This is a genomic window from Erwinia mallotivora (genome assembly GCF_000590885.1).
Taxonomy (GTDB): domain Bacteria; phylum Pseudomonadota; class Gammaproteobacteria; order Enterobacterales; family Enterobacteriaceae; genus Erwinia; species Erwinia mallotivora.
In genome coordinates this window covers 135,136-160,935 of the sequence record NZ_JFHN01000074.1, presented here as the reverse complement: position 1 = coordinate 160,935, position 25,800 = coordinate 135,136, and the positions used below count along the sequence as shown (strand labels likewise).

24 protein-coding genes and 1 pseudogene are annotated in these 25,800 nt (G+C 55.4%); 10 read left to right on the top strand and 15 right to left on the bottom strand.

Features of this window, described 5'->3' with window-relative positions; genetic code table 11:
• Window positions 1-91 precede the first annotated feature (91 nt).
• The 6 genes from BG55_RS20005 to BG55_RS19980 all read left to right on the top strand — a co-directional run bounded on the left by BG55_RS20005 (window position 92) and on the right by BG55_RS19980 (window position 6,852).
• Window positions 92-1,066 (top strand): isoaspartyl peptidase/L-asparaginase, encoded by a 975-nt coding sequence (locus BG55_RS20005; protein WP_034941317.1) that lies wholly within the window; start codon window positions 92-94, stop codon window positions 1,064-1,066.
• Window positions 1,063-2,925 carry a glutathione ABC transporter ATP-binding protein GsiA gene (gene gsiA, locus BG55_RS20000; protein WP_034941313.1) on the top strand — a complete coding sequence of 621 codons (1,863 nt, stop codon included), beginning with the start codon at window positions 1,063-1,065 and terminating at the stop codon, window positions 2,923-2,925. Before BG55_RS20005 ends, gsiA begins: the two co-directional genes overlap by 4 nt.
• A 43-nt stretch (window positions 2,926-2,968) precedes the next feature.
• The gene (gene gsiB / locus BG55_RS19995; RefSeq protein ID WP_034941310.1) at window positions 2,969-4,501 is read left to right on the top strand and encodes a glutathione ABC transporter substrate-binding protein GsiB; all 1,533 of its coding nucleotides are present in this window, start codon (window positions 2,969-2,971) and stop codon (window positions 4,499-4,501) included.
• Between the two features lie 61 nt (window positions 4,502-4,562).
• Window positions 4,563-5,483 carry a glutathione ABC transporter permease GsiC gene (gsiC, locus tag BG55_RS19990; RefSeq protein WP_034941307.1) on the top strand — a complete coding sequence of 307 codons (921 nt, stop codon included), beginning with the start codon at window positions 4,563-4,565 and terminating at the stop codon, window positions 5,481-5,483.
• 9 nt (window positions 5,484-5,492) lie between these two features.
• A complete protein-coding gene (gene gsiD / locus BG55_RS19985; RefSeq protein WP_034941306.1) occupies window positions 5,493-6,398 on the top strand; it encodes a glutathione ABC transporter permease GsiD in 906 nt (301 codons plus the stop codon).
• 4 nt (window positions 6,399-6,402) lie between these two features.
• The gene (locus BG55_RS19980) at window positions 6,403-6,852 is read left to right on the top strand and encodes a DUF4385 domain-containing protein (protein WP_034941373.1); all 450 of its coding nucleotides are present in this window, start codon (window positions 6,403-6,405) and stop codon (window positions 6,850-6,852) included.
• 125 nt (window positions 6,853-6,977) lie between these two features.
• Here the strand turns inward: BG55_RS19980 and rimO are convergent, their stop codons facing one another.
• Both rimO and BG55_RS19970 read right to left on the bottom strand, forming a co-directional pair.
• Complete coding sequence (gene rimO, locus BG55_RS19975) at window positions 6,978-8,336, bottom strand: 30S ribosomal protein S12 methylthiotransferase RimO (protein WP_052018967.1); 1,359 nt, start codon at window positions 8,334-8,336, stop codon at window positions 6,978-6,980.
• 212 nt (window positions 8,337-8,548) lie between these two features.
• Complete coding sequence (locus BG55_RS19970) at window positions 8,549-9,202, bottom strand: HAD family hydrolase (RefSeq protein ID WP_034941303.1); 654 nt, start codon at window positions 9,200-9,202, stop codon at window positions 8,549-8,551.
• Window positions 9,203-9,474: 272 nt separating this feature from the next.
• Between BG55_RS19970 and BG55_RS19965 the strand changes: the two genes are divergently transcribed.
• Entirely contained in the window at window positions 9,475-10,680 is a 1,206-nt protein-coding gene (locus tag BG55_RS19965; protein WP_034941300.1) for a serine hydrolase, read from the top strand.
• Between the two features lie 110 nt (window positions 10,681-10,790).
• Here BG55_RS19965 and ybjG read toward each other — a convergent pair whose 3' ends face one another.
• Both ybjG and BG55_RS19955 read right to left on the bottom strand, forming a co-directional pair.
• Complete coding sequence (gene ybjG, locus BG55_RS19960) at window positions 10,791-11,396, bottom strand: undecaprenyl-diphosphate phosphatase (RefSeq protein WP_034941366.1); 606 nt, start codon at window positions 11,394-11,396, stop codon at window positions 10,791-10,793.
• A gap of 372 nt (window positions 11,397-11,768) precedes the next feature.
• Complete coding sequence (locus tag BG55_RS19955; RefSeq protein ID WP_034941299.1) at window positions 11,769-13,457, bottom strand: aspartate:alanine antiporter; 1,689 nt, start codon at window positions 13,455-13,457, stop codon at window positions 11,769-11,771.
• A 398-nt stretch (window positions 13,458-13,855) separates the two neighbouring features.
• On the opposite strand from BG55_RS19955, the gene ybjM reads away from it, so the two are divergent.
• On the top strand, window positions 13,856-14,227 hold the full coding sequence (ybjM, locus tag BG55_RS19950) for an inner membrane protein YbjM (protein WP_034941296.1): 372 nt from the start codon (window positions 13,856-13,858) through the stop codon (window positions 14,225-14,227).
• A gap of 200 nt (window positions 14,228-14,427) precedes the next feature.
• Here ybjM and BG55_RS19945 read toward each other — a convergent pair whose 3' ends face one another.
• From BG55_RS19945 to nac, 7 genes are all read right to left on the bottom strand, one after another.
• Window positions 14,428-15,165 (bottom strand): amino acid ABC transporter ATP-binding protein, encoded by a 738-nt coding sequence (locus BG55_RS19945; protein WP_034941294.1) that lies wholly within the window; start codon window positions 15,163-15,165, stop codon window positions 14,428-14,430.
• A gap of 9 nt (window positions 15,166-15,174) precedes the next feature.
• The gene (locus BG55_RS19940; RefSeq protein WP_034941292.1) at window positions 15,175-15,930 is read right to left on the bottom strand and encodes an amino acid ABC transporter permease; all 756 of its coding nucleotides are present in this window, start codon (window positions 15,928-15,930) and stop codon (window positions 15,175-15,177) included.
• A gap of 4 nt (window positions 15,931-15,934) precedes the next feature.
• Complete coding sequence (locus BG55_RS19935) at window positions 15,935-16,630, bottom strand: amino acid ABC transporter permease (protein WP_034941290.1); 696 nt, start codon at window positions 16,628-16,630, stop codon at window positions 15,935-15,937.
• A gap of 36 nt (window positions 16,631-16,666) precedes the next feature.
• Window positions 16,667-17,416 (bottom strand): SDR family oxidoreductase, encoded by a 750-nt coding sequence (locus BG55_RS19930; protein ID WP_034941287.1) that lies wholly within the window; start codon window positions 17,414-17,416, stop codon window positions 16,667-16,669.
• Window positions 17,417-17,534: 118 nt separating this feature from the next.
• Window positions 17,535-18,332 (bottom strand): LamB/YcsF family protein, encoded by a 798-nt coding sequence (locus tag BG55_RS19925; protein ID WP_034941286.1) that lies wholly within the window; start codon window positions 18,330-18,332, stop codon window positions 17,535-17,537.
• Window positions 18,329-18,760, bottom strand: coding sequence for an acetyl-CoA carboxylase biotin carboxyl carrier protein (locus BG55_RS19920; RefSeq protein ID WP_034941283.1), 432 nt, complete (start codon window positions 18,758-18,760; stop codon window positions 18,329-18,331). Before BG55_RS19920 ends, BG55_RS19925 begins: the two co-directional genes overlap by 4 nt.
• A gap of 139 nt (window positions 18,761-18,899) precedes the next feature.
• Window positions 18,900-19,823: a nitrogen assimilation transcriptional regulator NAC gene (gene nac / locus BG55_RS19915; protein WP_034941280.1), complete on the bottom strand. Its 924-nt coding sequence runs from the start codon at window positions 19,821-19,823 to the stop codon at window positions 18,900-18,902.
• A gap of 359 nt (window positions 19,824-20,182) precedes the next feature.
• On the opposite strand from nac, the pseudogene BG55_RS19905 reads away from it, so the two are divergent.
• Window positions 20,183-21,385 (top strand): annotated as a pseudogene (locus BG55_RS19905) (pyridoxal phosphate-dependent aminotransferase).
• Window positions 21,386-21,470: 85 nt separating this feature from the next.
• Here BG55_RS19905 and BG55_RS19900 read toward each other — a convergent pair.
• Genes BG55_RS19900 through BG55_RS19890 form a run of 3 tightly spaced genes read right to left on the bottom strand, consistent with a single transcriptional unit; the run spans window position 21,471 to window position 24,019 of the window.
• The gene (locus tag BG55_RS19900; RefSeq protein WP_200871652.1) at window positions 21,471-22,457 is read right to left on the bottom strand and encodes a 5-oxoprolinase subunit C family protein; all 987 of its coding nucleotides are present in this window, start codon (window positions 22,455-22,457) and stop codon (window positions 21,471-21,473) included.
• Between the two features lie 8 nt (window positions 22,458-22,465).
• The gene (gene pxpB, locus BG55_RS19895; RefSeq protein ID WP_034941276.1) at window positions 22,466-23,176 is read right to left on the bottom strand and encodes a 5-oxoprolinase subunit PxpB; all 711 of its coding nucleotides are present in this window, start codon (window positions 23,174-23,176) and stop codon (window positions 22,466-22,468) included.
• A 3-nt stretch (window positions 23,177-23,179) separates the two neighbouring features.
• Window positions 23,180-24,019: a transporter substrate-binding domain-containing protein gene (locus BG55_RS19890; RefSeq protein ID WP_034941363.1), complete on the bottom strand. Its 840-nt coding sequence runs from the start codon at window positions 24,017-24,019 to the stop codon at window positions 23,180-23,182.
• Between the two features lie 224 nt (window positions 24,020-24,243).
• On the opposite strand from BG55_RS19890, the gene BG55_RS19885 reads away from it, so the two are divergent.
• Window positions 24,244-25,176, top strand: a complete 933-nt coding sequence (locus BG55_RS19885) for a DMT family transporter (RefSeq protein ID WP_034941275.1) — start codon at window positions 24,244-24,246, stop codon at window positions 25,174-25,176.
• 299 nt (window positions 25,177-25,475) lie between these two features.
• On the opposite strand, the gene BG55_RS19880 is transcribed toward BG55_RS19885, so the two are convergent.
• The gene (locus BG55_RS19880; RefSeq protein ID WP_034941273.1) at window positions 25,476-25,739 is read right to left on the bottom strand and encodes a GrxA family glutaredoxin; all 264 of its coding nucleotides are present in this window, start codon (window positions 25,737-25,739) and stop codon (window positions 25,476-25,478) included.
• Window positions 25,740-25,800 lie beyond the last annotated feature (61 nt).

The window sequence follows — 25,800 nt, the reverse complement described above, 5'->3', positions numbered from 1 at the left end:
CCTGCCTATAGTCGAAAACCAGTTCATTTCCAGAAAAATCATTCTAACCTGGTGTTTTTCATGCTGATTTACCACGCAGGGTAACCGGATTATGGTCAGAGCAGTGATTGCCATTCACGGTGGTGCGGGCGCGATTGCCCGCGCCAGCATGAGTGCAGAAAAAGAGCAGCACTATATTCAGGCGCTTTCAGCGATTGTTGCCAGCGGACAGGATATTCTGCAAGCTGGCGGTAGCGCGCTGGATGCGGTCACCGAAGCGGTTCGGCTGCTGGAGGAGTGCCCGCTGTTCAACGCCGGTAAAGGTGCCGTCTTCACCCATGAGGGTACGCACGAACTGGATGCCAGCATTATGGATGGACGCATGCTGGAAGCCGGTGCGGTGGCCGGGATAAAACGGGTACGTAATCCTGTACTGGCGGCGCGTGCCGTGCTGGAACACAGCCCGTATGTGCTGTTGATCGGTGAGGGTGCCGAAGCGTTTGCCTTCAGACAGGGACTGGAAGAGGTAGCAACCGATTTCTTTTCCACCCCTTTCCGTCATGAACAGTTACAGCGGGCGTTGTCTGCGGACACCCTGGCGCTCGATCACGATGTTGCGGTAGACAGTGATGGCGCACCGCTGGATGCCGACCGCAAATTTGGCACCGTCGGCGCGGTGGCACTGGACAGGCATGGCAATCTGGCGGCGGCGACCTCCACCGGGGGAATGACCAATAAGCAGGTGGGCCGGGTCGGGGATTCGCCGTTAATCGGTGCGGGCTGCTATGCCAGCAATGCCAACGTGGCCGTCTCCTGTACCGGCACTGGCGAGGTCTTTATGCGCACGCTGGCCGCCTATGACATTGCGGCGCTGATGGAATACGCGGGCCTGTCACTGAAAGAAGCCAGCGAGCGGGTGGTGATGGAAAAAATCAAGGTGCTGGGCGGCAGTGGCGGCATTATTGCCGTCGATCGCGAAGGCAATGTGGCGCTGCCCTTTAACAGTGAGGGGATGTACCGTGGCTATGGCTATGCCGGGGATGCGCCAAACGTCAGTATCTATCGTGAAGACCAGGGGGCGGGATGACAGGGAACCGCGAAGCCGCGTTGTCGGCCGGACAGGTATTAGCCATCAACAACCTGAGCGTCAGCTTCAGCCAGCAGGGCGAAGTGGTGCGGGCGGTGAACAATCTGTCGCTGGAGGTTAATCGTGGCGAAACGCTGGCGATTGTCGGTGAATCCGGCTCAGGAAAATCGGTCACCTCACTGGCGTTAATGCGGCTGGTAGAGCAGGGGGGAGGCAGTATTGACAGCGGCCAGATGCTGCTGCGACGGCGCAACAGTCAGGTGATTGACCTGGCTACCGCCCGGCAATCAGCGTTGCGCACCATTCGCGGTGCCGACATGGCGATGATCTTTCAGGAGCCGATGACCTCGCTGAACCCGGTATTCACCATTGGCGAGCAGATTGCGGAATCCATCCGCCTGCATCAGGGAAAAAGCCATCGGGACGCGTTGCAGGAGGCGTTACGTATGCTGGATCTGGTGCGCATTCCGGTGGCAAAAGATGTGCTGACTCGCTTTCCCCACCAGCTGTCGGGCGGTATGCGCCAGCGGGTGATGATTGCCATGGCGCTCTCCTGCCGACCAGCCCTGCTGATTGCCGATGAACCCACCACCGCGCTTGATGTCACCATTCAGGCGCAGATCCTGCAACTGATCCGCGTATTGCAAAAAGAGATGCAGATGGGGGTGATTTTCATTACCCATGACATGGGCGTGGTCGCCGAAATGGCTGACCGTGTGCAGGTGATGTACCGCGGTGATGTGGTGGAAACCGGTTCGACAGAAAGTATCTTCCGTCATCCACAGCGGGACTATACCAAAGCGCTGCTGGCCGCCGTGCCCCGACTGGGTGAAATGACCGACCGGGCCTTCCCGATGCATTTCCCGGTGTTTAACCCTGAGGGGAACCAACTGGACGGCTCTTTGCAGGACACGGTGATTACCGACAAGGGACCGGTTTTACAGGTGCGCGATCTGGTTGCGCGTTTTGATATCCGCAGCGGCATTTTCAACCGCGTGACCCGGCGGGTTCACGCGGTTGAAAAGGTCAGCTTCGATTTGTGGCCGGGTGAAACTCTGGCGCTGGTGGGGGAATCCGGCTGCGGCAAATCCACTACCGGACGGGCGCTGCTGCGGCTGGTGGAAAGCCAGGGCGGCACCATTACTTTCAACGGCCAGCGTATCGATCAACTGAGCGGCCCGGCGCTTTCTCATTTGCGACGGGATATTCAGTTTATCTTTCAGGACCCTTACGCCTCGCTCGATCCGCGACTGACCGTCGGGTTCTCGATCATGGAACCGTTGTTGGTTCATGGCATTGCTAAGGGCAAAGAGGCTGAAGAGCGCGTCGCCTGGCTGTTGGAAAAAGTGGGCCTGCTGCCGGAATACGCCAGACGCTATCCCCATGAGTTTTCTGGTGGTCAGCGCCAGCGCATCTGCATTGCCAGGGCGCTGGCCCTCAATCCCAAAGTGGTGATTGCCGATGAGTCGGTTTCCGCGCTGGACGTGTCAATCCGTGCGCAGATTGTCAATCTGATGCTGGATTTACAGCGCGAATTTGGCATCGCCTTTCTGTTTATCTCGCATGATATGGCAGTGGTGGAGCGGATCAGCCACCGGGTGGCGGTGATGTATCTCGGGCAAATCGTCGAAATTGGCCCGCGACAGTCGGTTTTTGAGCACCCGCAACACTCTTACACCCGCAAACTGTTGTCTGCCGTCCCGGTGGCCGATCCCGATCATCCCCGGCGGGAGAGAGCGCTACTGGCGGATGAGATCCCAAGCCCCATTCGCGCCCTGGATGATTACCCGGAAGTCGCACCGCTGGTGGAAGTCAGCGCAGGACATTACGTTGCCCGCCATACTATTGGCGGCGTCTGAATTGGCTGTAAAACAACAAGGAACGACAGGAGAAACACGCAACATGATAATTTCTAAACGCACACTGTTAGCGGCGGGCTTACTGAGCAGTTTTGCTGCGCTGCCTGCTTACGCAACAAAAGATGTGGTGATTGCTGTTGGTTCTAATTTCACCACCCTCGATCCTTACGATGCCAACGATACGCTGTCACAGGCGGTGGCTAAATCCTTCTATCAGGGGCTGTTCGGCTTTGATAAGGATATGAAAGTCACTAACGTGCTGGCCGAAGGCTACGACGTCAGTAAAGATGGCCTGACCTGGACCATCAAACTGAAAAGCGGCGTGAAATTCCAGGATGGCAGCGACTTCAATGCTGAAGCGGTGAAAGTGAACCTGGATCGTGCCAGCAACCCTGACAATCATCTCAAGCGTTACAACCTGTTTAAATCAATCGCCACCACTGAGGTGGTCGATCCTTCCACGGTGAAAATCACCCTGAAGCAGCCCTTCTCCGCCTTTATCAACACCCTTGCCAGCCCGGCGGCGGTGATGATTTCTCCTACCGCGCTGAAGAAATACGGTAAGGAAATCGGCTTCCATCCGGTGGGCACCGGCCCGTATGTGCTGGACACCTGGAATCAGACCGATTTTGTTAAAGTAAAAAAATTCGACGGCTACTGGAAGAAGGGCTACCCAAAACTGGATACCCTTACCTGGCGTCCGGTGGTTGATAACAACACCCGTGCGGCGATGTTGCAGACGGGCGAAGCCAACCTGGCTTTCCCGGTTCCTTATGAGCAGGCTGGCCTGCTGGCAAAAAACAGTAAGCTGGCGCTGGATGTTTCGCCATCCATTATGCAGCGCTATCTCAGCATTAACGTCACGCAGAAGCCGTTTGATAATGTCAAAGTTCGTGAGGCGCTCAACTATGCCATCAACCGCCAGGCGCTGGTGAAAGTGGCCTTTGCCGGTTACGCCACGCCAGCAACGGGGGTGGTGCCACAGGCCATTCAGTATTCACAAAGCTACCCGGCAGCCGAATACAATCCGGCGAAAGCGCGCCAGCTGTTGAAAGAGGCCGGTTTCCCGAATGGCTTCACCACTACCCTGTGGTCGTCTCACAACCACAGCACCGCGCAGAAAGTGTTGCAGTTCACTCAACAGCAGCTGGCGCAGGTGGGGATCAAAGCCACGGTCACCGCAATGGATGCCGGACAGCGCTCGGCTGAGGTGGAAGGAAAAGGGCAGAAGGAGAGCGGCGTGCGTCTGTTCTACACCGGCTGGTCTGCTTCTACCGGTGAAGCTAACTGGGCGTTGACGCCGCTGTTTGCCACTCAGTCCTGGCCGCCAACCATTTTCAATACGGCGTTTTACAGCAACCCTCAGGTGGATAACGATCTGGCCGACGCGCTGAAAACTACCGACAGCGCGAAAAAAGCGGCGCTCTACAAGGATGCTCAGGATAAAATCTGGCAGGACAAACCCTGGGTGCCTCTGGTGGTGGAAAAGCTGGTTTCCGCCAGAACCAAAAGCCTCAGTGGTTTCTATGTGATGCCTGACACCTCGTTCAATTTTGATGATGCCGATTTGCAGTAACCCCCGCTGAAAACCCGCCGCGCAGCATCAGGGCGCGGCTGTCTCCGGCGCAGGAAAACCTATGTTCAACTATTTTATTAAACGCTTACTGGGACTGATCCCCACGCTGCTGATTGTGGCGGTGCTGGTGTTCCTGTTTGTTCATATGCTGCCGGGCGATCCGGCCAGGCTGGTCGCCGGTCCGGAAGCGGACGCCACCGTGGTAGCGATGGTGCGTCAGCAGCTTGGGCTGGACCAACCCATCTGGGTGCAGTTCTGGCATTTTATCAGTCAGGCTGTGCAGGGTGACTTTGGTCAGTCGATGGTGTCAAAACGGCCCGTTTCATCCGAAATTGCACAACGCTTTTTTCCCACCCTGTGGCTGACGCTCAGCAGTATGGGATGGTCGGTGATATTTGGTATGGCGCTGGGCATTGTCTCGGCGGTATGGCGCAACCGCTGGCCGGACCGTATCGGCATGACGCTGGCGGTATCGGGCATCTCTTTTCCCGCCTTTGCGCTGGGAATGTTGTTGATGCAGGTATTCTCCGTCGAGCTGGGCTGGCTACCGACGGTTGGCGCTGACAGCTGGCAGCACTACATTTTGCCCTCCATCACCCTGGGCGCGGCCGTCGCCGCCGTGATGGCTCGCTTCACCCGCGCCTCTTTTGTGGAGGTGATGCAGGAAGATTACATGCGCACCGCGCGGGCGAAAGGCGTACGTGAGACGGTGGTGATCATCAAACATGGTCTGCGTAACGCGATGATCCCGGTAGTGACCATGATGGGCCTGCAATTTGGTTTCCTGCTGGGCGGCTCGATTGTGGTGGAGGTGGTTTTCAACTGGCCGGGGCTGGGTCGTCTGCTGGTGGACTCGGTGGCGATGCGCGATTACCCGGTGGTTCAGGCGGAAGTGCTGCTGTTCTCGCTGGAGTTTATCTTGATCAATTTGATTGTTGATATGTTGTATGCCGCGATCAATCCGGCGATACGCTACAAATAAGGATCGGTGATGAAAAACTGGCGACGTGATGCGGCCCTGTCCGCGATGCCAACCCTGACTCAGCATCGAGTGCGTACCCCGTGGCGGGAATTCTGGCGACGGTTTCAGCGCCAGCCGGTTGCGCTGGTATCAGCAGCCTTCGTGGTACTGCTGATTTTGCTGGCGGTGCTCGCGCCCTGGCTTGCGCCGTTTGATGCGGAAAATTACTTTGACTACGACAGGTTGACCGAAGGGCCGTCGATGATGCACTGGTTCGGCGTTGATTCGCTGGGGCGTGATATTTTCAGTCGCGTGCTGGTGGGTACCCGGCTGTCACTGGTTTCGGGCTTTTTTTCGGTGGCTCTTGGCGCGGCAATCGGCACCTTTCTGGGCCTGCTGGCTGGCTATTATGAAGGCTGGTGGGACCGGATTATTATGCGTATCAGCGACGTGCTGTTTGCTTTTCCCGGCATCCTGCTGGCGATAGCGGTGGTGGCGATCATGGGCAGCGGCATGTCAAATGTGGTTATTGCGGTGGCCATTTTCAGCATCCCGGCGTTCGCCAGGCTGGTTCGCGGCAACACGCTGGTGCTGAAGCATCTGACCTATATCGAGTCAGCCCGCAGTATTGGTGCATCTGACCTGACCATTATTCTGCGTCATATCCTGCCGGGAACCCTCTCGTCCATCGTGGTCTATTTCACCATGCGAATTGGCACCTCGATTATCAGCGCAGCCAGTCTGTCGTTTCTCGGATTAGGCGCGCAGCCACCCACGCCGGAATGGGGGGCGATGCTGAATGAGGCGCGCGCAGATATGGTGATGGCTCCGCATGTTGCTGTTTTCCCCAGCCTGGCGATTTTTCTTACCGTGCTGGCATTTAACCTGCTGGGCGACGGCCTGCGTGATGCGCTCGATCCACGCCTGAAGACCTGATGTGATGAAACCCTTCGATTATCAGCAGGATTTCGAAAATACCGACTTCCGCCAGCATCCTGAACGTTATCAGGTGGGGCGGGGTGAGCAGGGCGTGCTGAAGGTGGAGCCCTATAAAAGTGAGATCCTGCCGCACTGGCGCTTTAAAACGCCGGCGCTGGCGCAGGCATCCGCAGACAAAATCATGCAGCTTTTCGAAGCGTATCGCGCAGCCGATGATTTTGTTGGTATGGACATGGCGAGAAAATTTATTCAGATGGGTTATACCCGCGCGCGGCGTTACGCTAATCATCAGGGCGGTAAAAAATATGCTGCTGACGGTGAGCTGTTGCCGCGGACGCTTAATGCTGAAAAAGCCGCAGCCGCGGCGATTTTTAAAGCCTGCTGGGACGGCATCCGCGCTGATGACGATTATCTGCAACGACGCAAACAGCATCAGGCACGCTATGGCTGACCGGCCAAAGCGGATATTTAAAACGGGCAGGGCGTGTCCGGGCCAGTAAAATGAAACCAGCGTCAGAGGAGCAACGGCAGTGAGGCATGGCCCGCTGGCAGAGCGCAAGCGGGCTGGTCAGGGCGTTAAAGCCGGGTGGCCCAGAGATCGTATTCGTCGGCGTTATCGACACGTACACGGATCACATCGCCGGGCTTGACGTTTTTCTCACCGTTGAGATAAACCGCGCCGTCAATTTCCGGCGCATCAGCCATACTGCGACCAATAGCCCCTTCCTCATCCACTTCATCAACGATCACCAGAATCTCGCTGCCCACTTTTTCCTGAAGACGGCTGGCAGAAATAGCCTGTTGCAGTTGCATAAAGCGGTCATAGCGCTCTTCTTTCACCTCTTCCGCCACCGGATCTGGCAGCTGGTTGGCGGTCGCCCCTTCCACCGGGCTGTATTTAAAGCAGCCCACTCTGTCCAGTCTGGCTTCTTTAATAAAGTCGAGCAGCATCTGGAAATCTTCTTCCGTCTCGCCGGGGAAGCCAACAATGAAAGTGGAGCGCAGCGTCAGCTGTGGACAGATTTCACGCCAGCGTTTGATCCGCTCCAGCGTGCGCTCAACCGCGCCAGGACGTTTCATCAGCTTGAGGATGCGTGGGCTGGCGTGTTGCAGCGGAATATCCAGGTACGGCAGGATCTTCCCTTCAGCCATCAGTGGGATCACCTCATCCACATGCGGATAAGGGTAAACGTAGTGCAGGCGCACCCACACGCCGAGTTTAGCCAGCTGTTCGCACAGGCTGACCATGCTGGTCTTAACCGGGGAGCCGTTCCAGAAACCGGTGCGGTGTTTAACATCCACCCCGTAGGCGGAAGTATCCTGGGAGATAACCAGCAGTTCTTTCACCCCGGATTCCACCAGACGTTTCGCCTCATCCAGCACGGAGCCAATCGCCCGGCTGTCCAGGTCGCCGCGCATCGACGGAATAATGCAGAAGGTACAACGGTGGTTACAGCCTTCGGAAATTTTCAGGTATGCATAGTGGCGTGGCGTCAGTTTTACGCCCTGCTCAGGCACCAGGCTGAGAAACGGATTGTGCTGTGGCTTCGGCACATACTGATGGACATGTGAAAGCACCTGTTCATAGCTGTGCGGCCCGGTGATTTCCAGCACGCGGGGATGGACCTCGCGGATCTGGTTCTCTTTTGCGCCCAGGCAGCCGGTGACAATCACTTTGCCATTTTCATTCAGTGCTTCGCCAATCGCTTCCAGCGACTCCTGCACCGCGCTGTCGATAAAGCCGCAGGTGTTGACGATGACAATCTCGGCGTCATCGTAACGCGGGACCACTTCGTAGCCCTCAGTACGCAGTTCGGTGAGGATCCGTTCAGAATCGACAAGATTTTTTGGGCAGCCTAAAGAGATAAATCCCACTTTAGGAGACGCGTTTTTAGGTTGTATCACGATATTGTCAGGTGTTTCGTTGCAGGACATTGCTTGTTTCCGGTTCTGAGCAGGAATGGCGCGAGATTCTACAGAGGGAGCAGGCAAAATCCTACTTCTTTGTACCCGGAACAGCAGGAAAAAGCTGCTCTGAGCGTGGGTAAGAACTGGATAACCTGCTGAAACAGCAGCCAACGGGTGGCTAAAAAAAAAGCACCCGTCAGGGTGCCGCAAACTGGCAGTAAAACAGCCCGGCAGGCTGCTTAACGCTGCCACTGGCAGACCTGCCAGCCGCGCTCATCAGCTAACTGCTTTAAAGGCTCAGCCGGATTGATGACATGCGGATGATCGGCATGTTCCAGCATGGGCAGATCGTTCATTGAGTCGCTGTACGCCCAGATATTATCGAACGCCAGGCCCTGCTGTGCTAACCACTCATTCAGCCGCGTCACTTTGCCTGCTTTATAGGTCATGGTGCCGTATATCTGACCGCTGTAACGTTCATCGACAATCTCCACCCCAATCGCCAGTGCGCCATTGGCATCCAGCTGTTCAGCAATGGGTGCCACCAGATGTTCACCGCTGGCGGAGATCACCAGAATCTGGTCGCCGCGCTGCTTATGCCAGGCCAGTTTTTCCCGCGCAGCAGGATAAACCCTTGGCATGATATCGCGATGAATAAAGCGCCTGATCCAGCCTGCCACGGTGAGTGTGCTCATGCCCGTCAGCGGCGAAAGGATGGTATGCATATACTCTTCAATAGCCAGCGTTCCCTGATAATACTGGGTCATTAACGCGCGTTCATGTTCAAGAAGCGCAGCCGGGGCATAGCCCTGAGAGACCAGCCAGCGTAACCACAGGCCGGTACTGTCTTCACAGATCAGTGTTTCATCAAGATCGAACAGGGCTAAATCCATTGTCATTACTCCTCTGAAAACTTTACACAGGGTAGCGGAATTTTGTGACCAACTTAACTGTTCTGCGAAAAATCGGAATTACACCTGGAGCCTGTCGCCATAAATCGTCAGAAGCTGCCATATAGTGCGTTATCTCCAGGATTTATCTAATAAAGTCTAAGAAACTTTACGGTAATGCTGTTCATTTTGCCTGGCAGACAGGATAGCGTAACTCACCGCTCGGTCTGAAGGCTGAAAATATTTATCTTTCAAATGGATATCCGGATTTTGTCATGAAGAGAACAGGTTTGCCCTTCCCCAAAGTGTCGCTAACTTTTTCCTGGTCGCTGCTGTTGGTTCTGAGTTTTGCTACCCGTGCTGAACAGGCTCCGGCTCCCCCGCAGATTGATGCCAGAGCCTGGATACTGATGGATTACCACAGTGGAAAAGTGCTGACAGAGTCACATGCCGATGACCGCCTCGATCCCGCCAGCCTGACTAAAATTATGGCCAGCTATGTTATTGGCCAGGCCATTAAAGCCGGAAAAATCACCAGTGACGACATGGTCACCGTCGGGAAAGACGCCTGGGCGACCGGCAATCCGCTGTTGCAGGGATCGTCACTGATGTTCCTTAAGCCCGGCGACCGCATTCCGGTGTCGGAGTTAAACAAAGGTATCGTTATTCAGTCAGGCAATGATGCCAGCATTGCGCTGGCAGATTATGTCGCCGGCAGTCAGGATTCCTTTGTCAGCCTGATGAACAACTATGCCCGTGCGCTTGAACTGAAAAATACCCATTTTAAAACGGTACACGGGCTGGATTCAGAGGGGCAGTACAGCACCGCTCGCGATATGGCGTTGTTAAGTCAGGCGCTGATCCGCGATGTACCGGAGGAATATGCGCTGCACAAGGAAAAGGAATTTACCTTTAACAACATCAAACAATACAACCGCAATCGCCTGCTGTGGAGCAGTAATCTGCATGTTGATGGTATCAAAACCGGCTACACCAGCGGGGCAGGCAACAGCCTGGTGGCATCGGCCACTGAGGGCAATCAACGGCTTATTTCTGTGGTGCTCGGTGCTGCCACCGATGCGGTACGTTTTCGTGAAAGCGAAAAACTGCTCACCTGGGGATTTCGTTTTTATGAAACGGTGACCCCGGTTAAAGCAGACAAACCCTTTACCACCCATCGCGTCTGGTATGGCGACAGGAAAGCGATCCTGCTTGGTGTCGCCGGTGATGCTTCAGTGACGCTGCCCAGAGGGCAGATGAAAAATCTCAGGGCCAGCTTCACGTTGTCACAGCCGGAACTGCTGGCACCGCTGAAAAAAAATCAGGTAGTGGGAACCATTGATTTTCAACTGGATGGCAAAATCATTGAGCAACGGCCACTGGTGGTCATGGAAGAGGTAAAAGAGGGGGGATGGTTCAGCAGAGTGATGGATTTTGTCATGCTGAAGCTTAACGGCTGGTTTGGTAAGTGGTTCCATTAAAGGTACTGGCCGTTTGCGCCAGCGCACCTCGTCAATTAAACAATGCGTTCACCCGGTAAAGTTAACGGCATCCGCCACTGGCCTCGCAGTGACGGATAAGCCGTGGCCGTTCAGTTGCGTACCCAGCCTTTACGAATAGGAATGGCAAACAGCAGCCGGTAAAGCGATGACGTGTTCTGTAACAGACGTCTGCCGCAAAAGTGCCAGGCGACCTGAGCAAACAGGCAGGAGAGCATGCCGACCAGCAATCCACCGAGCATATCCATCGGCCAGTGGACACCCAGATAGATCCGTGACCAGGCAATGGCTGAGGCCACCACCATCAGCACGGCACCCGACCAGATACGGTGCCAGCAGAGAAACGCGATAGCAAAAGTAAAGATGGCGGTGCCGTGATCGCTGGGATAAGAGTCATCCGCCGCATGCGGTAAAAACTGGTGGCCCAGACCGATAACAAAGGGGCGCGGGTGTGGCAGTAAATTGCCGGTGCACCAGGAGATGGTCAGTGCGTAGACCAGCGCAATAGCGGTCTTCAGCACCAGTTGCCGTTGCGACGCGACCTGGCTTCTGGGCCCCCATAACCACAGTGCAACAATCAGCAGCGGTACGATGGCAATCAGGTCCCTGGCGATAAAGGTTGCCGTGGTAATCATCCAGTGGGGCGATTCCGGCGTGGCGTTGATCCAGAGAAATAAAATCCGGTTCAACTCTTCCATCATACTTATCTCCTCGTCTTGTTCAGCAGAAACAAAAGGTGTCCGCAGGTAAAATCCGACTCAGCCATGGCTGCTCCGGTAATGTGGGGGCAAAGCATAGAAGCAACAACAGAGAAGATAAACAGGTATGTTCCTGATTACATGCGTGGTTGTACTTTCGTTAAGAATTGCCGGGGTTTTAATCTTTTATGAAATAAATAAGAATAATCGCCGACAGAATATCGCCGCAGAAGTTGGGGGGATACGGAAAATAAAAAACCCGCTAAGTATATTCTTAGCGGGCTCCACAATTTGAGGATTTCAAAGAAAAGCAGTGGCACTTATTATGACCAGCGGCAGATACAAAAGTTCTCAACTCTTTTGAAATTAATTTCAATTACCAAACATTGGCCAGACTATCACGATTAACGTTCCTGCCAGGGTCAGCAGAACGTTAGCAATCGCATAGGTTCCGGCATAACCCAGCGCGGGGATATTACTGCGTGCAGTATCGCTGATGATCTCCATCGCCGGAGCACAGGTGCGTGCGCCCATAATGGCCCCAAACAATAAGGCGCGATTCATTTTCAGCACATAAGCGCCAAACAGAAAGCAGAGTACGACCGGCAGCAGACTGACGGCCAGTCCGGCCGCCAGCATCAGGATGCCGGTATCCCCCAGCCCGTGCGACAGACCCGTTCCGGCGCTCAGACCAACCCCGACCATAAAAATCATCAGACCGAACTCTTTTAACATGGTCAGAGCCCCCTGCGGAATGTAGCCGAAAGTTGGGTGATTGGCGCGCAGAAAGCCGAGCATAATGCCGGAAAACAATAAGCCTGCCGCATTGCCGATGCTGAAATTAAAGTTGCTGAATTGCAGGGTGATCATCCCGGTCATCAGTCCGATAATAAAGAAGGCACAAAAAGCGAGAAGGTCGGTAAGCTGACTGTGAATTGAGATAAATCCGATGCGATCGGCAACCGATTTAACGCGACGCGCCTCGCCACTGATTTGCAGAACATCACCTTTATTAAGAATGATGCTGTCGTCTATGGGCATTTCAATCTGACTGCGGATAACCCGGTTGAGAAAACAGCCGTGGTCGGTCAGTTTAAGATGACTGAGACGTTTATTTACCGCATTGTTATTTTTAACCACGATCTCTTCATTAATGATCCGCATATCCAGTAAATCGCGATCGAACACTTCTTTTCCGTTACGAAAGCTGGGATCGAGACGTGAATGGGCATCCGGATAGCCGACCAGCGAAATCTCATCACCCTGTTGCAGCACCGCATCGCCATCCGGACTGGCGAGAATGCCGTTGCGCCGAATGCGCTCAATGTAACAGCCGGTCTGACGATAGATCCCCAGCTCGCGCAGGTTTTTGCCATCGGTCCAGGCAACCAGCTCCGGACCCACGCGATAGGCACGGATAACCGGCAGATAAACCTTACGCTGGCTGTCGGGATCCAGCCCCCGTTCCCGGGCGATGGTCAGCGCGCTGGTGGAGAGGTCCTGGCGCTGCAATTTTGGCAGATACCGCGCACCAAAAATCAGGCTGACCAGGCCGATCAGATAGGTCAACGCATAGCCCAGGCTGAGATTAGACTGGGCGGTGCTCAGTGCATTTCCTGTCGGCCAGGTTTGTCGCAGGGTGTCTCCGGCACCCACCAGAACGGGGGTTGAGGTCATCGAACCTGCCAACATGCCCGCGGTCAGGCCAATATCCCAGTTGAACAGCTTGCCCAGAATCAATGCAATGACCATGGCGCTGACCACCATTACCGCAGCGAGCATCAGATAATTCTTGCCATCACGAAAGAAAATAGAAAAAAAGTTAGGTCCGGCTTCAACACCAACGCAAAAAATAAATAACATAAAGCCCAGATTCAGCGCGTCGGGATTAATACCAAAATGCTGCTGACCAAGTAACAGCGAGACGACTAAAACACCAATAGAATTACCCAGTTGTACCGAGCCAAGGCGTAATTTACCCAGACATAATCCCAGCGCGAGCACGACAAATAATAACAGAATGTCATTTCTACTTAACAAATCTGCGACGTTTATATTCACGGTTTAACTTCTTGTTTACGAGTAACGCATTGAAATAATGGGTGTTTTGCGCTAAATTTTTCGCACAGCCAACAGAGCAGTGGCAATATTTAACCTCTGTCTCACCCGACATAACAGTTGCAGGCCGTCTTAATACGGACAACAGATGCAGCCCGGGGAATGTCAAATAGTGTCGGTGACAGAGTGAAAAATAAAACAGCCTGATGGAGCAGGCTCAGAGGGTTTTAGCAAATACAGCCCAGGCCAGTTAAAAACGGCGGCCATTTTAAACGTTTCATTCTTTTTCAGCCAGTAAAAGCCGTGTGCATTTGTAACGGTTTTTTGCTTTTCGCCAGCAGGAAAAAGGGTACGGAGTGTCTCTGGCCCGGTGACTGGATCAATTACCGAGAGAAAAGCTTATGATGTTAAGGGGTGTGTCGTGGACCGCTGGAATAATCAGTTTTGTCCTGTACTGCATCGTTTTTCTGGTGGTGCGCTATGACATGTTCATCGAAGGTGCGGCGGTCATGCAGGCGCGTCCTGGCTTGTTGATGTTGGTTGTACCCGGCGCGGTAGCGGCGATGACATCAAAAGAGGCACCGCTCACGGTGTCACTCCTGTCTGCATTATTCGGAACCTTTCTGTCGGTCGTCATTCTGAATTTTTACGCTGTCCTCTGTTACGACCCCATGCAGGAACTGGCCTTTGATGCCAGCGCCATATTCTGGTGTGGCTCGGGGGCGCTGTTAGTCATGCTGATCAGAACCGTATTCTGGCCTTCACACGGTTAATCAGGATACCAGGGCGCTACCTTAGCGCAGTGAAATGCAATCAGGGTTAAACAGATAGCAAAGAGAGGAGACGGGTGATTGTCGCGGGTTAACCAGTGCGCCATCAGCAGGCGGAAAAAAATTGGTGAATCTGTGAATTGTCGGCACAGTATTGCGCCGCTCAGCCCTGTTATTCGCGGCTAAAGGGGCTGAGCCGGTTATCAGTTGTAATGCAGGTCGCTCAGAAACTTCTGTGCTCTGGCGTGTTGCGGGCGGGCAAAGAAGTTCTCCGGTGTGGATTGCTCCAGAATCTTCCCCTGGTCCATAAACCAGATGGTATCCGCCACTTCCCGGGCAAAATTCATCTCATGGGTGACGCACATCATGGTCATACCTTCGCGGGCCAGGCCGCGCATCACGTTTAAGACTTCGCCTACCATTTCCGGATCCAGCGCCGACGTCGGTTCATCGAACAGCATGACCGGCGGTTTCATCGCTAACGCCCGGGCAATAGCCACCCGCTGCTGCTGACCACCGGAAAGCTGTGCCGGATAGGCGTTGGCTTTGTGCGATAACCCGACGCGCTCCAGCAGTTCACCCGCCTGCTGGCGGGCCTCATGACGCTTCACCCCGAGGACTTTCACTGGCGACATCATGATGTTCTCCAGCACCGAAACGTGTGGGAACAGGTTAAAGTTCTGGAACACAAAACCTATCCGGGTGCGCAACTGATTCAGGCGCGTGCTGGTGCCGTGAATGTCGATACCATCAAACAGAATCTGACCTTCTTCAATTGGCTCCAGCCGGTTAACGGTGCGGATTAACGTTGATTTCCCTGAGCCGGACGGGCCGCAGACCACCACCACTTCGCCAGGTTTGATTTCAGCACTCAGATCGGTCAGCGCCTGGTATTCGCCATACCACTTATTGACCTGATTAAATAAGATCATTGGTCGCATCGTCGCTCCTTATTGTGATTGAGTCCGGGAGAGCAGCAGGGCTTGCGCCATGCTGTCGGCTTCCGGCATCCGGTTTTGCCTTTTACGCGTGATACGCGCTTCCAGCCTGTTGGCCAGCCAGGTCAGGCTGAAACAGATGAGGTAATAGCCCGCCGCAACAATCGCGAAGACCTGAAAAGGTTTAGTCAACAGCTGGTTATTGACCTGGTTGGCGGCGAAGGTCAGCTCCGGCACGTTGATCACGTAGCCCAGCGTGCTGTCTTTGATAATGGAAACCAGCTGGCTGACCAGACTGGGCAGCGAGTTATATAACGCCTGCGGCAGAATAATCAGGCGCAGCGTCTTGCAATAACTCATCCCCAGCGCTCTGGCCGCTTCATACTGGCCGCCCGGCAGCGCCTGAATGCCGCCGCGCACGATCTCAGCAATGTAGGCACTTTCATAAATCACCAGCGTGCACAGCATGGTACTGAATCCGCTGATGTTGTGACCAATCAGCAGCGGGACGCAAAAGTAAGTCCAGAACACCACCATCAGCAGCGGAATGCCCCGCAAACAGTAAACCCAGCAGGCGGCGGGCCAGCTCAGCCAGCGAAAAGGCGACAATCGCGCCAGTCCGAGCAGCGTGCCCACCGGTAATGCCAACAGGATCGCCAGCACCGAAATCAGCAGCGTGCAGAGTATGCCGCCAAGGGGCCCCTGCGGGTATTGTCCCATCAGGAACAGCATCCCGTTGTCATGCAAAATCGTAAATATGTCGGGCATGGGATTACCTCGCATAAACCCGCTGGAAACGGCGGGCCAGCAGCGCACCAGCCCCCATCAGCAGCAGAGAGAAGAACAGATAACCGGCAGAAGCCACCAGATACGATTCGAAAGTACGGAATGTCTGGTTCTCAATATCACGGGTGACATAAGTCAGTTCGGTCACCCCAATCACCATCGCCAGGCTGGTGTTTTTAAACAGTAAAACGGTGTGATTGAGCAGCGACGGCAGCGCGTTACGGATACCCTGCGGCAAAATGACCGAACGCAGCGAGCGGGTATAGCTCATGCCCAGGGCGCGGGACGCCTCAGTTTGTCCTTCCGGGATGGCACGCAATCCGCTGCGGATATCTTCAGAAAAATACGCCGCCTGACACAATCCCAGCGCCAGCATCGAAAACAGAAACTCGGCGTTTAAATCGTTAATCCACATCTGCACAGATTCCGGCAGCAGGGTCGGAATAGCGAAATACCACATCATTAACTGAATAAGCGTCGGCACGTTGCGATGATACGAGACGTAAATGCGGACAAAATATTCAGCGAAGCGCTGGTGCGTTAAGCGAATCACCACCAGCAGCAGGGCAATCAACATTGCCAGCAGCCAGGCCCCCAGCGCCAGCTCGAGGGTGACAGCCATACCATCGACGATCATCTGGCCAAACTGACCGGTCAGGATCCTGCTGAAATCGAGCGTCATCGTCTTTTCACCCTCCTGTTTTTAACGCTTTGTGGATCACACGCCTTCACCGGGACGCATGGTGGAAAGTCCCCCCGGCACCTGCAACGTCGGGGTGATTTCGATATTGCCGATATTGACGGCAATCGGCGCTGAAACGGCGAAGGCCACGCAGTCGGCGATATCTCTGGCGGTGGGCAGCTCAAAACCATCAATGAAACGGCGGCGGGCCTCTTCATGGTCGCCGGACACATTGCCGAAAATATCGGTCGCCACCCGACCCGGACAGATCTCGGTAACCCGCACGCGTTTGCCGTAGCAGTCAACGCGCAGCTGGCGCGAAAGGGCATGAACGCCCGCTTTGGTGGCGTGATAAATCGAGTTGCCGCCGAAGTTATAAATCGCCGCAATCGAGGTGATGTTGATGATGTGCCCACGATCGCGCGCCATCATTCCCGGCACCAGCAGGCGGCAGAGATGCAAAACGGCGCGCAGATTGACATCCACCTGGGTATCAATTGATTCTTCATCGGCGCTGAGGATCGAGCCGGGGCGGGAAACACCGGCATTGTTGACCAGGATGTCCACGCTGATTTCGCTGCACAGGCGCGTTACCGCCGCAAGATCGCTGACATCCAGCGCATGAGGAATACAGCCGGTGCGGGCGGCGAGGGCTTCCAGCTCACTGGCGCGGCGTGCCACGGCATGAACCGTCAGCCCTTCCTGGCAAAGGCGTTCGACAATGGCTTCACCCATTCCGGCGGATGCGCCGGTGACCAGCGCAGTTTTGTAATCTGAAAATGGCATCTGACTCTCCTGTTAAACCCCCGGTGACATCGTCTTCTGCCGGTGGCGTGTTTTCTGACTCTATCCAGTAATGCTCTGAGGGGATAAGACATAAACCCTGTGAGGCGATAAGCGCGACTTATAACCGCGCTTTTTCCTCTGTCAGCTGGCGCTGTTGCTGGCCTGGCGGCATCAGCACGATGCCCATTTCGGCAATAATTTCCCGCAGGGTATGCACCATGCCGAGAGATTCCGGCGTATCACCGTGGACCAGGATCGAGGTGGCATTGACCGGCAGGGTGATGCCGTCGATGCTTTCTACCGTGCCTTCCCGCAGCAACTGGCGCACGCGCGTGCGCACCTGCTCTTTATCATGAATTACCGCACCCGGTTTCGACCGGCTGACCAGCAGGCCGTTGCTCTCATAAGCCCGGTCGGCGAGAAAGGTGCAGACCACCGGCAGGTTCAGCGCCCGCGCCGCAGACTCGACGGCGTTACCGGGCAGGGTGCTGACGATCATTTTTGCATCGAAGTTGCTGACGGCCTGCAACAGCACCTGTGCCAGTGCGGCGTCTTCCGAAACCATATTGCCCAGCGCGCCGTGAAAACTCATATGCGTCAGCGGATAATCGGCCGCTCTGGCAAACGCAGAAAGAGCACCCAGCTGATAGGTGACGTAATGGGCCATCACCTCCGGTTCGATATGCATCCGGCGACGGCCAAATCCGGCCAGATCGGGAAAACCAACGTGCGCGCCGAGATCCACCTGGTACTTTTTCGCCAGCGCGACGGTATTCGCCATAATGACCGCGTCTCCGGCGTGGAAACCGCAGGCAACATTGGCAGAGGTAATCAGCGGCATCAGTGCGGCGTCATCAGCTATGGTGTAATCGCCAAAGCCTTCACCAATATCGGCGTTGAGATCGATAAATTTCATGCGGCCAGCGCCTCCTGACGTAAGGTAAAAATTTCTGCGCCATACTCCACGCCGTCACCGTTTTGCACCGTCATAGATTCAACCGTACCCCGCACCGGACTGCGCAGCGGCAGATAAATCCCCCCCACTTTCAACAATCCGAGCAGGGTATTTTTTTCGACTTTTGCACCTGGCTGAGTAAATGGCAGGTTGTTCAGGGGATGCTGTAGCAGCACGATGCCGGGAAACGGCGCACAAAGCTTTTCCGCTGCGGGAAGGTCAGGCACCGTTTCCGGCAGCGAGGGTAAGGAGACGACGGGGCAACCGGGTGCACATTTCATGCTGATGCGAAAGCCGCTGCCGGTGAGTGCAATCTCGCTCAGACCGGACTGACGCATCTTGCGGGCAATATCGCGTAGTGCTCTGAATTCTGGTGCTTTTTTTTCCATGTCTCTCCCGTCAGACAGCGAGTGTTCCCGAGGCTGGCGACGAAAAAACGGCCCGCCGTACGGGCAGAAAACGCACTCTAACGTGGCACGCCGACCGTCAGGAAAGAGGATTTCGCTTTACGGCAATAAGACAGGCTTATTACCCGACCAGCGTCAGGGGGCGGTTATCCACCGTGCGGTTAGCCATCAGGGAGAGCAGAATTGCCTTCACCGCTTCTGCGGGCTGGGAAAGAGGCAGATGGTCGGACATACAAAATGAGAGCGCGACCTGAATATCAGGATTATCAATTTTCGCCATCCACGAACCGGCGGCGCTGAGCATGGCACGGGCAGCGGACTCCGGCATGATGGTACAGCCGGAACCTGCCGCCAGCGCGGCATTGAGGGTGGTTTGCGATTCGATTTCGCATTTCACCCGGTAAGTCAGTCCCTGATGAACAAAGGCATCATCAATGGCTTTGCGCATGATGTTGTAGATGCGTGGCAGGAACAGATCGTAGTTTGCCACCTGCGCCAGACTGACTGATTTCAGCGGCTTGCTCAGGGTGTGCGGGCAGACAAAGTACAACTCTTCTTTCATCAGCGGCATAAAACGCAAACCATGAATTTCGCGGTTACCGTAAATCACCGCCATATCCATCCGGCCATTCATAATCAGTTCGCTGAGGGTGGTGCCGAAATTTTCATTAAAATACAAAACGATGCCGGGATACTGCCGGTGAACTTCCTCCATCAGCGGCAACGCCAGCTGCTGGGCTGCGGTGCCGGGCGCCAGACCAACGGAGACGCTGCCGGACAGGGCCAGCGCCGAGCGGTCGATGGCGCTCTGCGCCTGATCGCACTGGCGTAAAATGGTCTGGGCGTGGATATACAAAATCTTGCCTGCCTCGGTTGGCGTAACGCCACGTTTGGTGCGGATCAGCAACTGCTGATTCACTTCGCCTTCCAGCGTTGCCAGCTGCTGGCTGAGCGCAGGCTGTGCAATGTGCAGGATATCTGCGGCCTGAGTGAGGCTCCCGACATCGACAATCTTGATAAAATATTTCAGGCGGCGGAGATTCACGATGGCGTCCTCATGGCAGAAACAGGCGTTGATAGCAGTTATCAGGACACAGCAAGATGAGTGCCAACACGTCCTCAGCAGCCAATTTATTCCCCGCCTGCTGCTGGTTCTGCTGATTTCACCTCCATGCCTCTCCGGCACTGCCGTGCATTATCAGCGGCTGGCGGAAAAGAAATCAGCTCTCCCTGCACTGCGCTGGTGCAAAATCCTATTTTCCTGCGTTCAGCCATTGCTTTGTGTTATGTCACCACACTAAAGCGCTATTGGTCCGGGGGGACGCTTCCTTATTACTCTTTTTCGGGTAATGCCTTATCACTGTCCGTCTTTCACCTTCGATAAAAAATTGGAACCCCAGCCCCATGCCTGATATCGCCGATCGCTTAAAAAATGTCTCTGTTTCTGCCTCTGTCGCCATGACGCAAAAGGCCCGCGATCTCGCGGCGGCAGGCGTGAACGTTATCGCACTTTCCACCGGAGAACCCGATTTTCCGACGCCGTCCCATGCCACCGAAGCGGCCCACGCCGCAGCGTTGGCTGGCGACACCCGTTATCCTCCTGTCGATGGCACCCCGGCGCTGCGTGCGGCCATCGCCGCTAAATTTCAGCGTGATAACCACCTGAATTTTAAGCCGAGCCAGATCCTGACCGCTGGCGGGGCGAAGCAGATTATCTTCAATGCGATGCTCGCCACCATCAATCCGGGTGACGAAGTGGTGATCCCGACGCCGTCGTGGATCAGCTACGCAGACATCGTTAAATTCGCGGGCGGCATTCCGGTGCCGGTGGCCTGTCCGGAAGAGAATAATTTCAAGCCGTATCCGCAGGATATTGCCGCAGCGATAACCCCCGCAACCAAATGGCTGCTGCTGAACTACCCGAGCAACCCGACCGGCTCTGTGGCAACGCAGCAGGAGTTGCAGGCGATTGGCGAGGTGATGCTGCGCTATCCGCAGATATGGATCCTGAGCGATGATATTTATGAACATCTGATTTATGACGGCGTGACTTTTCACACGCTGGCATAAGTTGAGCCACCTTTGCAGGACCGCGTGCTGACGGTCAACGGCGTGTCGAAAGCCTGGGCCATGACCGGCTGGCGCTTAGGTTTTTGCGGCGGCCCGCAGGATTTGATCAACGCCATGAGCAACGTCAATACGCAAAACAGCGGCGGCGTCACCACGCTGACCCAGGCGGCGGCCGTTGCCGTGCTGAATGGCCCGCAGGGGTTGTTGAAAGAACGCGCCGCCATCTATTGTCAGCGGCGGGATTACGTGCTGGAGCGTCTGTCTGCCGTCCCGACGCTACGCTGCCACAAACCGCAGGGGGCATTTTATTTGTTCGTCAATATCGCCGGCTGCATCGGTAAAACCACCGCAGGCGGGCGTTATATCAGTAACGATGCGGATTTTGTCATGGCGCTGATCGAAGAACAACACGTGGTCACCGTGCAGGGCGCAGCCTATGGCATGAGTCCGTACTTCCGCCTTTCCTACGCCACCAGCATGGCAATGCTGGAAGAGGGCTGTGACAGGATTACGGAATTTTGTGCGGCCCTGAAATAACCCCCCCCGGCCCGACGAGGAAAACTGCCCGCCAGCATGATTAATGTTGGCGGGCAGTGCTTTTTTTGGCGGTTAAGCGCGGATATCAATATCCCATCACTTTTTTCACCGGCATAAAGCTGTCGCGCAGGCGGGTCAGCCAGTGGTTGGTCTGCTCAGCAACATGGACAGCTTCGCGGGCATCGCTTTTAATCAGCTGGATGCGCTGACCGGGCTGCACCTGTGCCAGACGCCACAAATCCTCTTCAATGATACCGGCAATTTTCGGATAGCCGCCGGCGGTATTGGCATCGGCCAGCTGAATAATCGGCTCACCCGCCGGGGGCACCTGAACGATGCCGGGTATCAGTCCGTAGGAGCGCATTTCGACAACTTTCGAGGGGATGAGCGGCGTCCCCGACAGACGATAACCGGTACGATTGCTGTGCATGGAGACCGTCCACGGCTGCGACCAGAAGCGGGGCAGACAGGCTTCAAACAGGGCATACTCCCCGGCGGGGATCGCCCGCAGTTGCACCACACCTTCAGGGCTGGTGGGCAACAGCGTTGCCAGCGCGATATCTGGGGGTTCGATACCCATCCCTTCCGCGGGCAGCGGCGAGGTTGATGTTTTACCGGCGCTGAGGCGATCGTTTTGCGCCAGCGGTCGCCCGTCGAAACCACCAAAGCCGCCGCGCAGTGCGGTACTGCGTGACCCCATCACCAGTGGAACATCAATGCCGCCGGCGAGGCACAGATAGCTGCGCGCCCCGCTGCGCGGAAACTGCATTTCCAGCACCTGTCCGGCGTGGACAGAACATGCCCACCACGGGGGCAGCGGCGTGCCGTCCAGCATTGTGCGGCAGTCCGCGCCGGTGACCGCAATGTTGGCGTCTTTGAGAAAGCGCACCTTAAACGGAAACATCTGTACCTCGATACAGGCGGCGTTTTCGTCATTGCCCAGCATGATATTGCCTGCCCGGAACGCCAGCGGATCCATCACACCGCTGACGGACACGCCGATATCGCGGAAACCTGTGCGTCCGGCGTCCTGCACGGTATTCAATGGGCCGGTTTTTATAATTTCAATCACCGCTTCACTCACCATTCAGTCCTCTCTGGCAGAAACCGTACGCGGTCACCCGGTGCCATCAGCGCCGGAGGATCGGCGTAAGGATCAAACAGTGTCAATCCGGCATAGCCAATGGCGTTCCAGCCGTTTGGCCCGGTCAGCGCGGAAACCCCGGTCTGTGCGCCGCCGATAGTCACGGTGCCTTTAGGCATACTCAACGAGGGGACTTTTTTGCGCGGCGTGGCGAGAGTGGGGTCCAGCCCGTGCAGATAGCCAAAACCGGGCGCGCTACCCAGTGAAAATACCGTGTAGCAGCCCTGGGAATGGCGCTGAATAACCTGACGCGGCGACAGTCCGGTATGGCGGCAAACCGCATCCAGATCGCTGGCCTGTTCGCCACCGTAAATCACCGGAATTTCGATCACTTTTCCCTGTGGATGGATGGCCTGCGCTCGTTCCCACGCGGTGCTCAGCAGGGTGAAAGCCGCATCGTAATCCTCCGGCGTCTGGCGAAACAGCACCAGCAAATTGGTGACGCCTGGGATCAGGGATTCGACCTCTTCGTGCCTGCGCAGCGTGGCCGCCAGCGACCAGATACGGCGCTGGGCGGGGAGATCGAAATCTCCCGGTGCTTCAATCAGCCATGCGCGGCTGCCAATGGTGGAGATTTTGATTTTTTCGCCCTGTCCCGCCAGCATAAAACCGCCGGGGGAGGGCGCATGGTGTGACACCGTGCTCATTGGCTATTCCAGAGGTTCAAATTTCAGGCTGGAGAGCGGTTGAACTTTGTCTTCGCGCACCATTTTGTATTCGGTATTGGGGCCAAGCCAGCTGTCCCAGATTTTGCCGAGGGTGCCATCGTCCTCCATGGCTTTCAGGCTGCCGTTCACTTTTGCCAGCAGCGCCGGTTCATCCTTTTTCATGCCAACGCCAATCGGTTCCAGCGCCATGGGATCTTTGATCATGCCCAGTTCGATGCCATCTTTACCGGCCTGCGAAATCATCTTCACCGCCGTCATGGTGTTGGTCACAAAACCGACCACTTTGTTCTGCTCCAGTGCCAGAAAGGCCGATGCGGCATCCTGGAAGGTCACGGCTTTTGCCCCGGCCAGATGAATGGACTGTTCAGAGGTGGTGCCTTTGGTGGCGCTGATGCGCTTGCCTTTAAAATCCGCGCGGGTTTTATCAACGTTCGGTTTTTTCACCACCAGCATCTCTTTCGCCACGTAGTAAGGGTCGCTGAACTGAATCTGCCGGGCGCGGGTTTTGGTGTAGGCCAGATTGGCAATCAGCACGTCAGCGCGCCCGGTGGCGATCACCGCGATACGTGCTTCAATCGACGTGGGCACCAGATTGAGTTTTACCCCCATCTGTCTGGCTAACGCCGAGCATAAATCCACGTCCATCCCCGCCAGCTGGCGCGTTTTCGCATCCGGCGACGAGAACGGCGGCACATCGGAATAGACCGCACAGTTGAGTGCGCCACGAGCCTGAATATCGGCCAGTCCGTCGGCTCTGGCAGGGGAAAGGGCCGCCATCAGCGGGAGTGCCAGCAGGGAACAGGACAGGAATTTCAGCTTCATCATTCATTCTCCGGGGTCTTTTAATGCGCTTTCTGTGACGACAATGTTGCCAGAACCGGCGGCAGTTTTTCGTTACGACAGCCCGACTATATAAGCGCCGTCTGGCGTTGTATAAGAAGTAAACCCTGTATGGCAATACGCTTTTTATATGACCGATGAAAAGGCGGCTCTGACAGAATAGTGTTCACTTTCAGAGCACTACTTACCGATAACGAAGGTCAATGATGAACGCCAGAATGGGTGTTTCGCTGAAAATATTGTCAGCCCTGTGTGCCACTTTAATGCTGGCCTGCGTGAAAGGGTTGGGCGGAAATATTCCTACCGGAGAAGTGATATTTTTTCGCTCTTTTGTTGCTCTGTTGCCCTTGCTGATCTGGTTAAAAATGCAGGGCAGGATATATCCCCAGATCAAAACCAGGAATATCTTTGGCCACTTAATTCGCGGATTTTCCGGGACGGGCGGCATGTATTTCAACTATCTGGCGCTGGTCTATATCTCGCTGGCGGACGCCACTGCAATCAGTTATGCCGCGCCGCTTTTTACGGTGATCATGGCCGCTGTTCTGTTGCGTGAACATGTGCATGCTGCCCGCTGGCTGGGGGTGGTAGTGGGGTTCAGCGGGATTATTGTGATGCTGTGGGCGCATCTGAGCGACAGCGGTTCACTGCTTTCAGGCGGTGTTGCTCAGGCCTCGGCGGGAGCGGGTGTCCTGCTGGCGCTGCTGGCGGCTCTTTGTACGGCGGTATCATCGGTGCAGATCCGCTTTCTTAACGGTATCGAAAGACCGGGGGCAATTGTTTTTTACTTCTCACTGATGACCATGCTGATTGGCCTGGCAACCCTCTTGCTGGGCTGGAAAATTCCCGATACCCGGCAGCTTTTACTGCTGACGGGCTGTGGTTTTTTTGGCGGCATGGCGCAAATCCTGATTACCATGAGCCTGCGTTATGCCGATGCCTCGCTGCTGGCCCCGTTCGACTACACCTCGCTGGTGTGGTCGATGATCATTGGGTTTGTTTTTCTTAACAGTCTGCCGACGGCCTCAACGCTAACTGGCGCATCAATTATTGCCGCAGCCGGGATACTGGTGGTGTTAACGGAAAGGCATCGCGGAAAGGTGCGGCTGGCAGAGGCTGTAAAGGTAAAACAGTCATAAGCAAAGGATGATGCGGGCCGGGGCTGACTGAAAAGGAGATTAGCCACTGGCGCTGACACGGAATGGCGCAGGCCGGACGGCATTGGTTGCTGCGTGGTTGTTGAGTCAGGACGGATTGCTTGCTTGAACCGGATGCCTGGCGGCTGCTTAACCGGCGGCCCATAAGAGATAGCTGACAGAGACTAAAAAGCGTGCTGTTTAATAACCAACAGCACGCTTAATCACTGGACCAGACTCAGCCAGCAACACAGGACTCCCGACTGTTACTGGCCCGTAAAGCCCCGGTGTTCGGCCATTGACTACTGAAACAGCCCCAGGTTTTCTTTGGCGTAGGCTTCAAAATCGGTGCAGCCGCCAATATGGTTTTGATCAAGGAAAATCTGTGGCACGGTTTCAACCGGTTTACCAACGGTTTTCTCCAGATCGGCCTTGGTGATGCCTTCTGCGTGAATATCAACATAACGGAAGTTGAAATCGTCACGATCTTCGGCCAGCTTTTCAGCCAGCTCTTTGGCGCGAACACAGTAAGGACAACCCGGGCGTCCGAAAATGACTGCAAACATACGTTTCCCCTTAATGGTCAAAATATGTGATTCGAATCACAAAAAAGTGCTACTGGCGCTC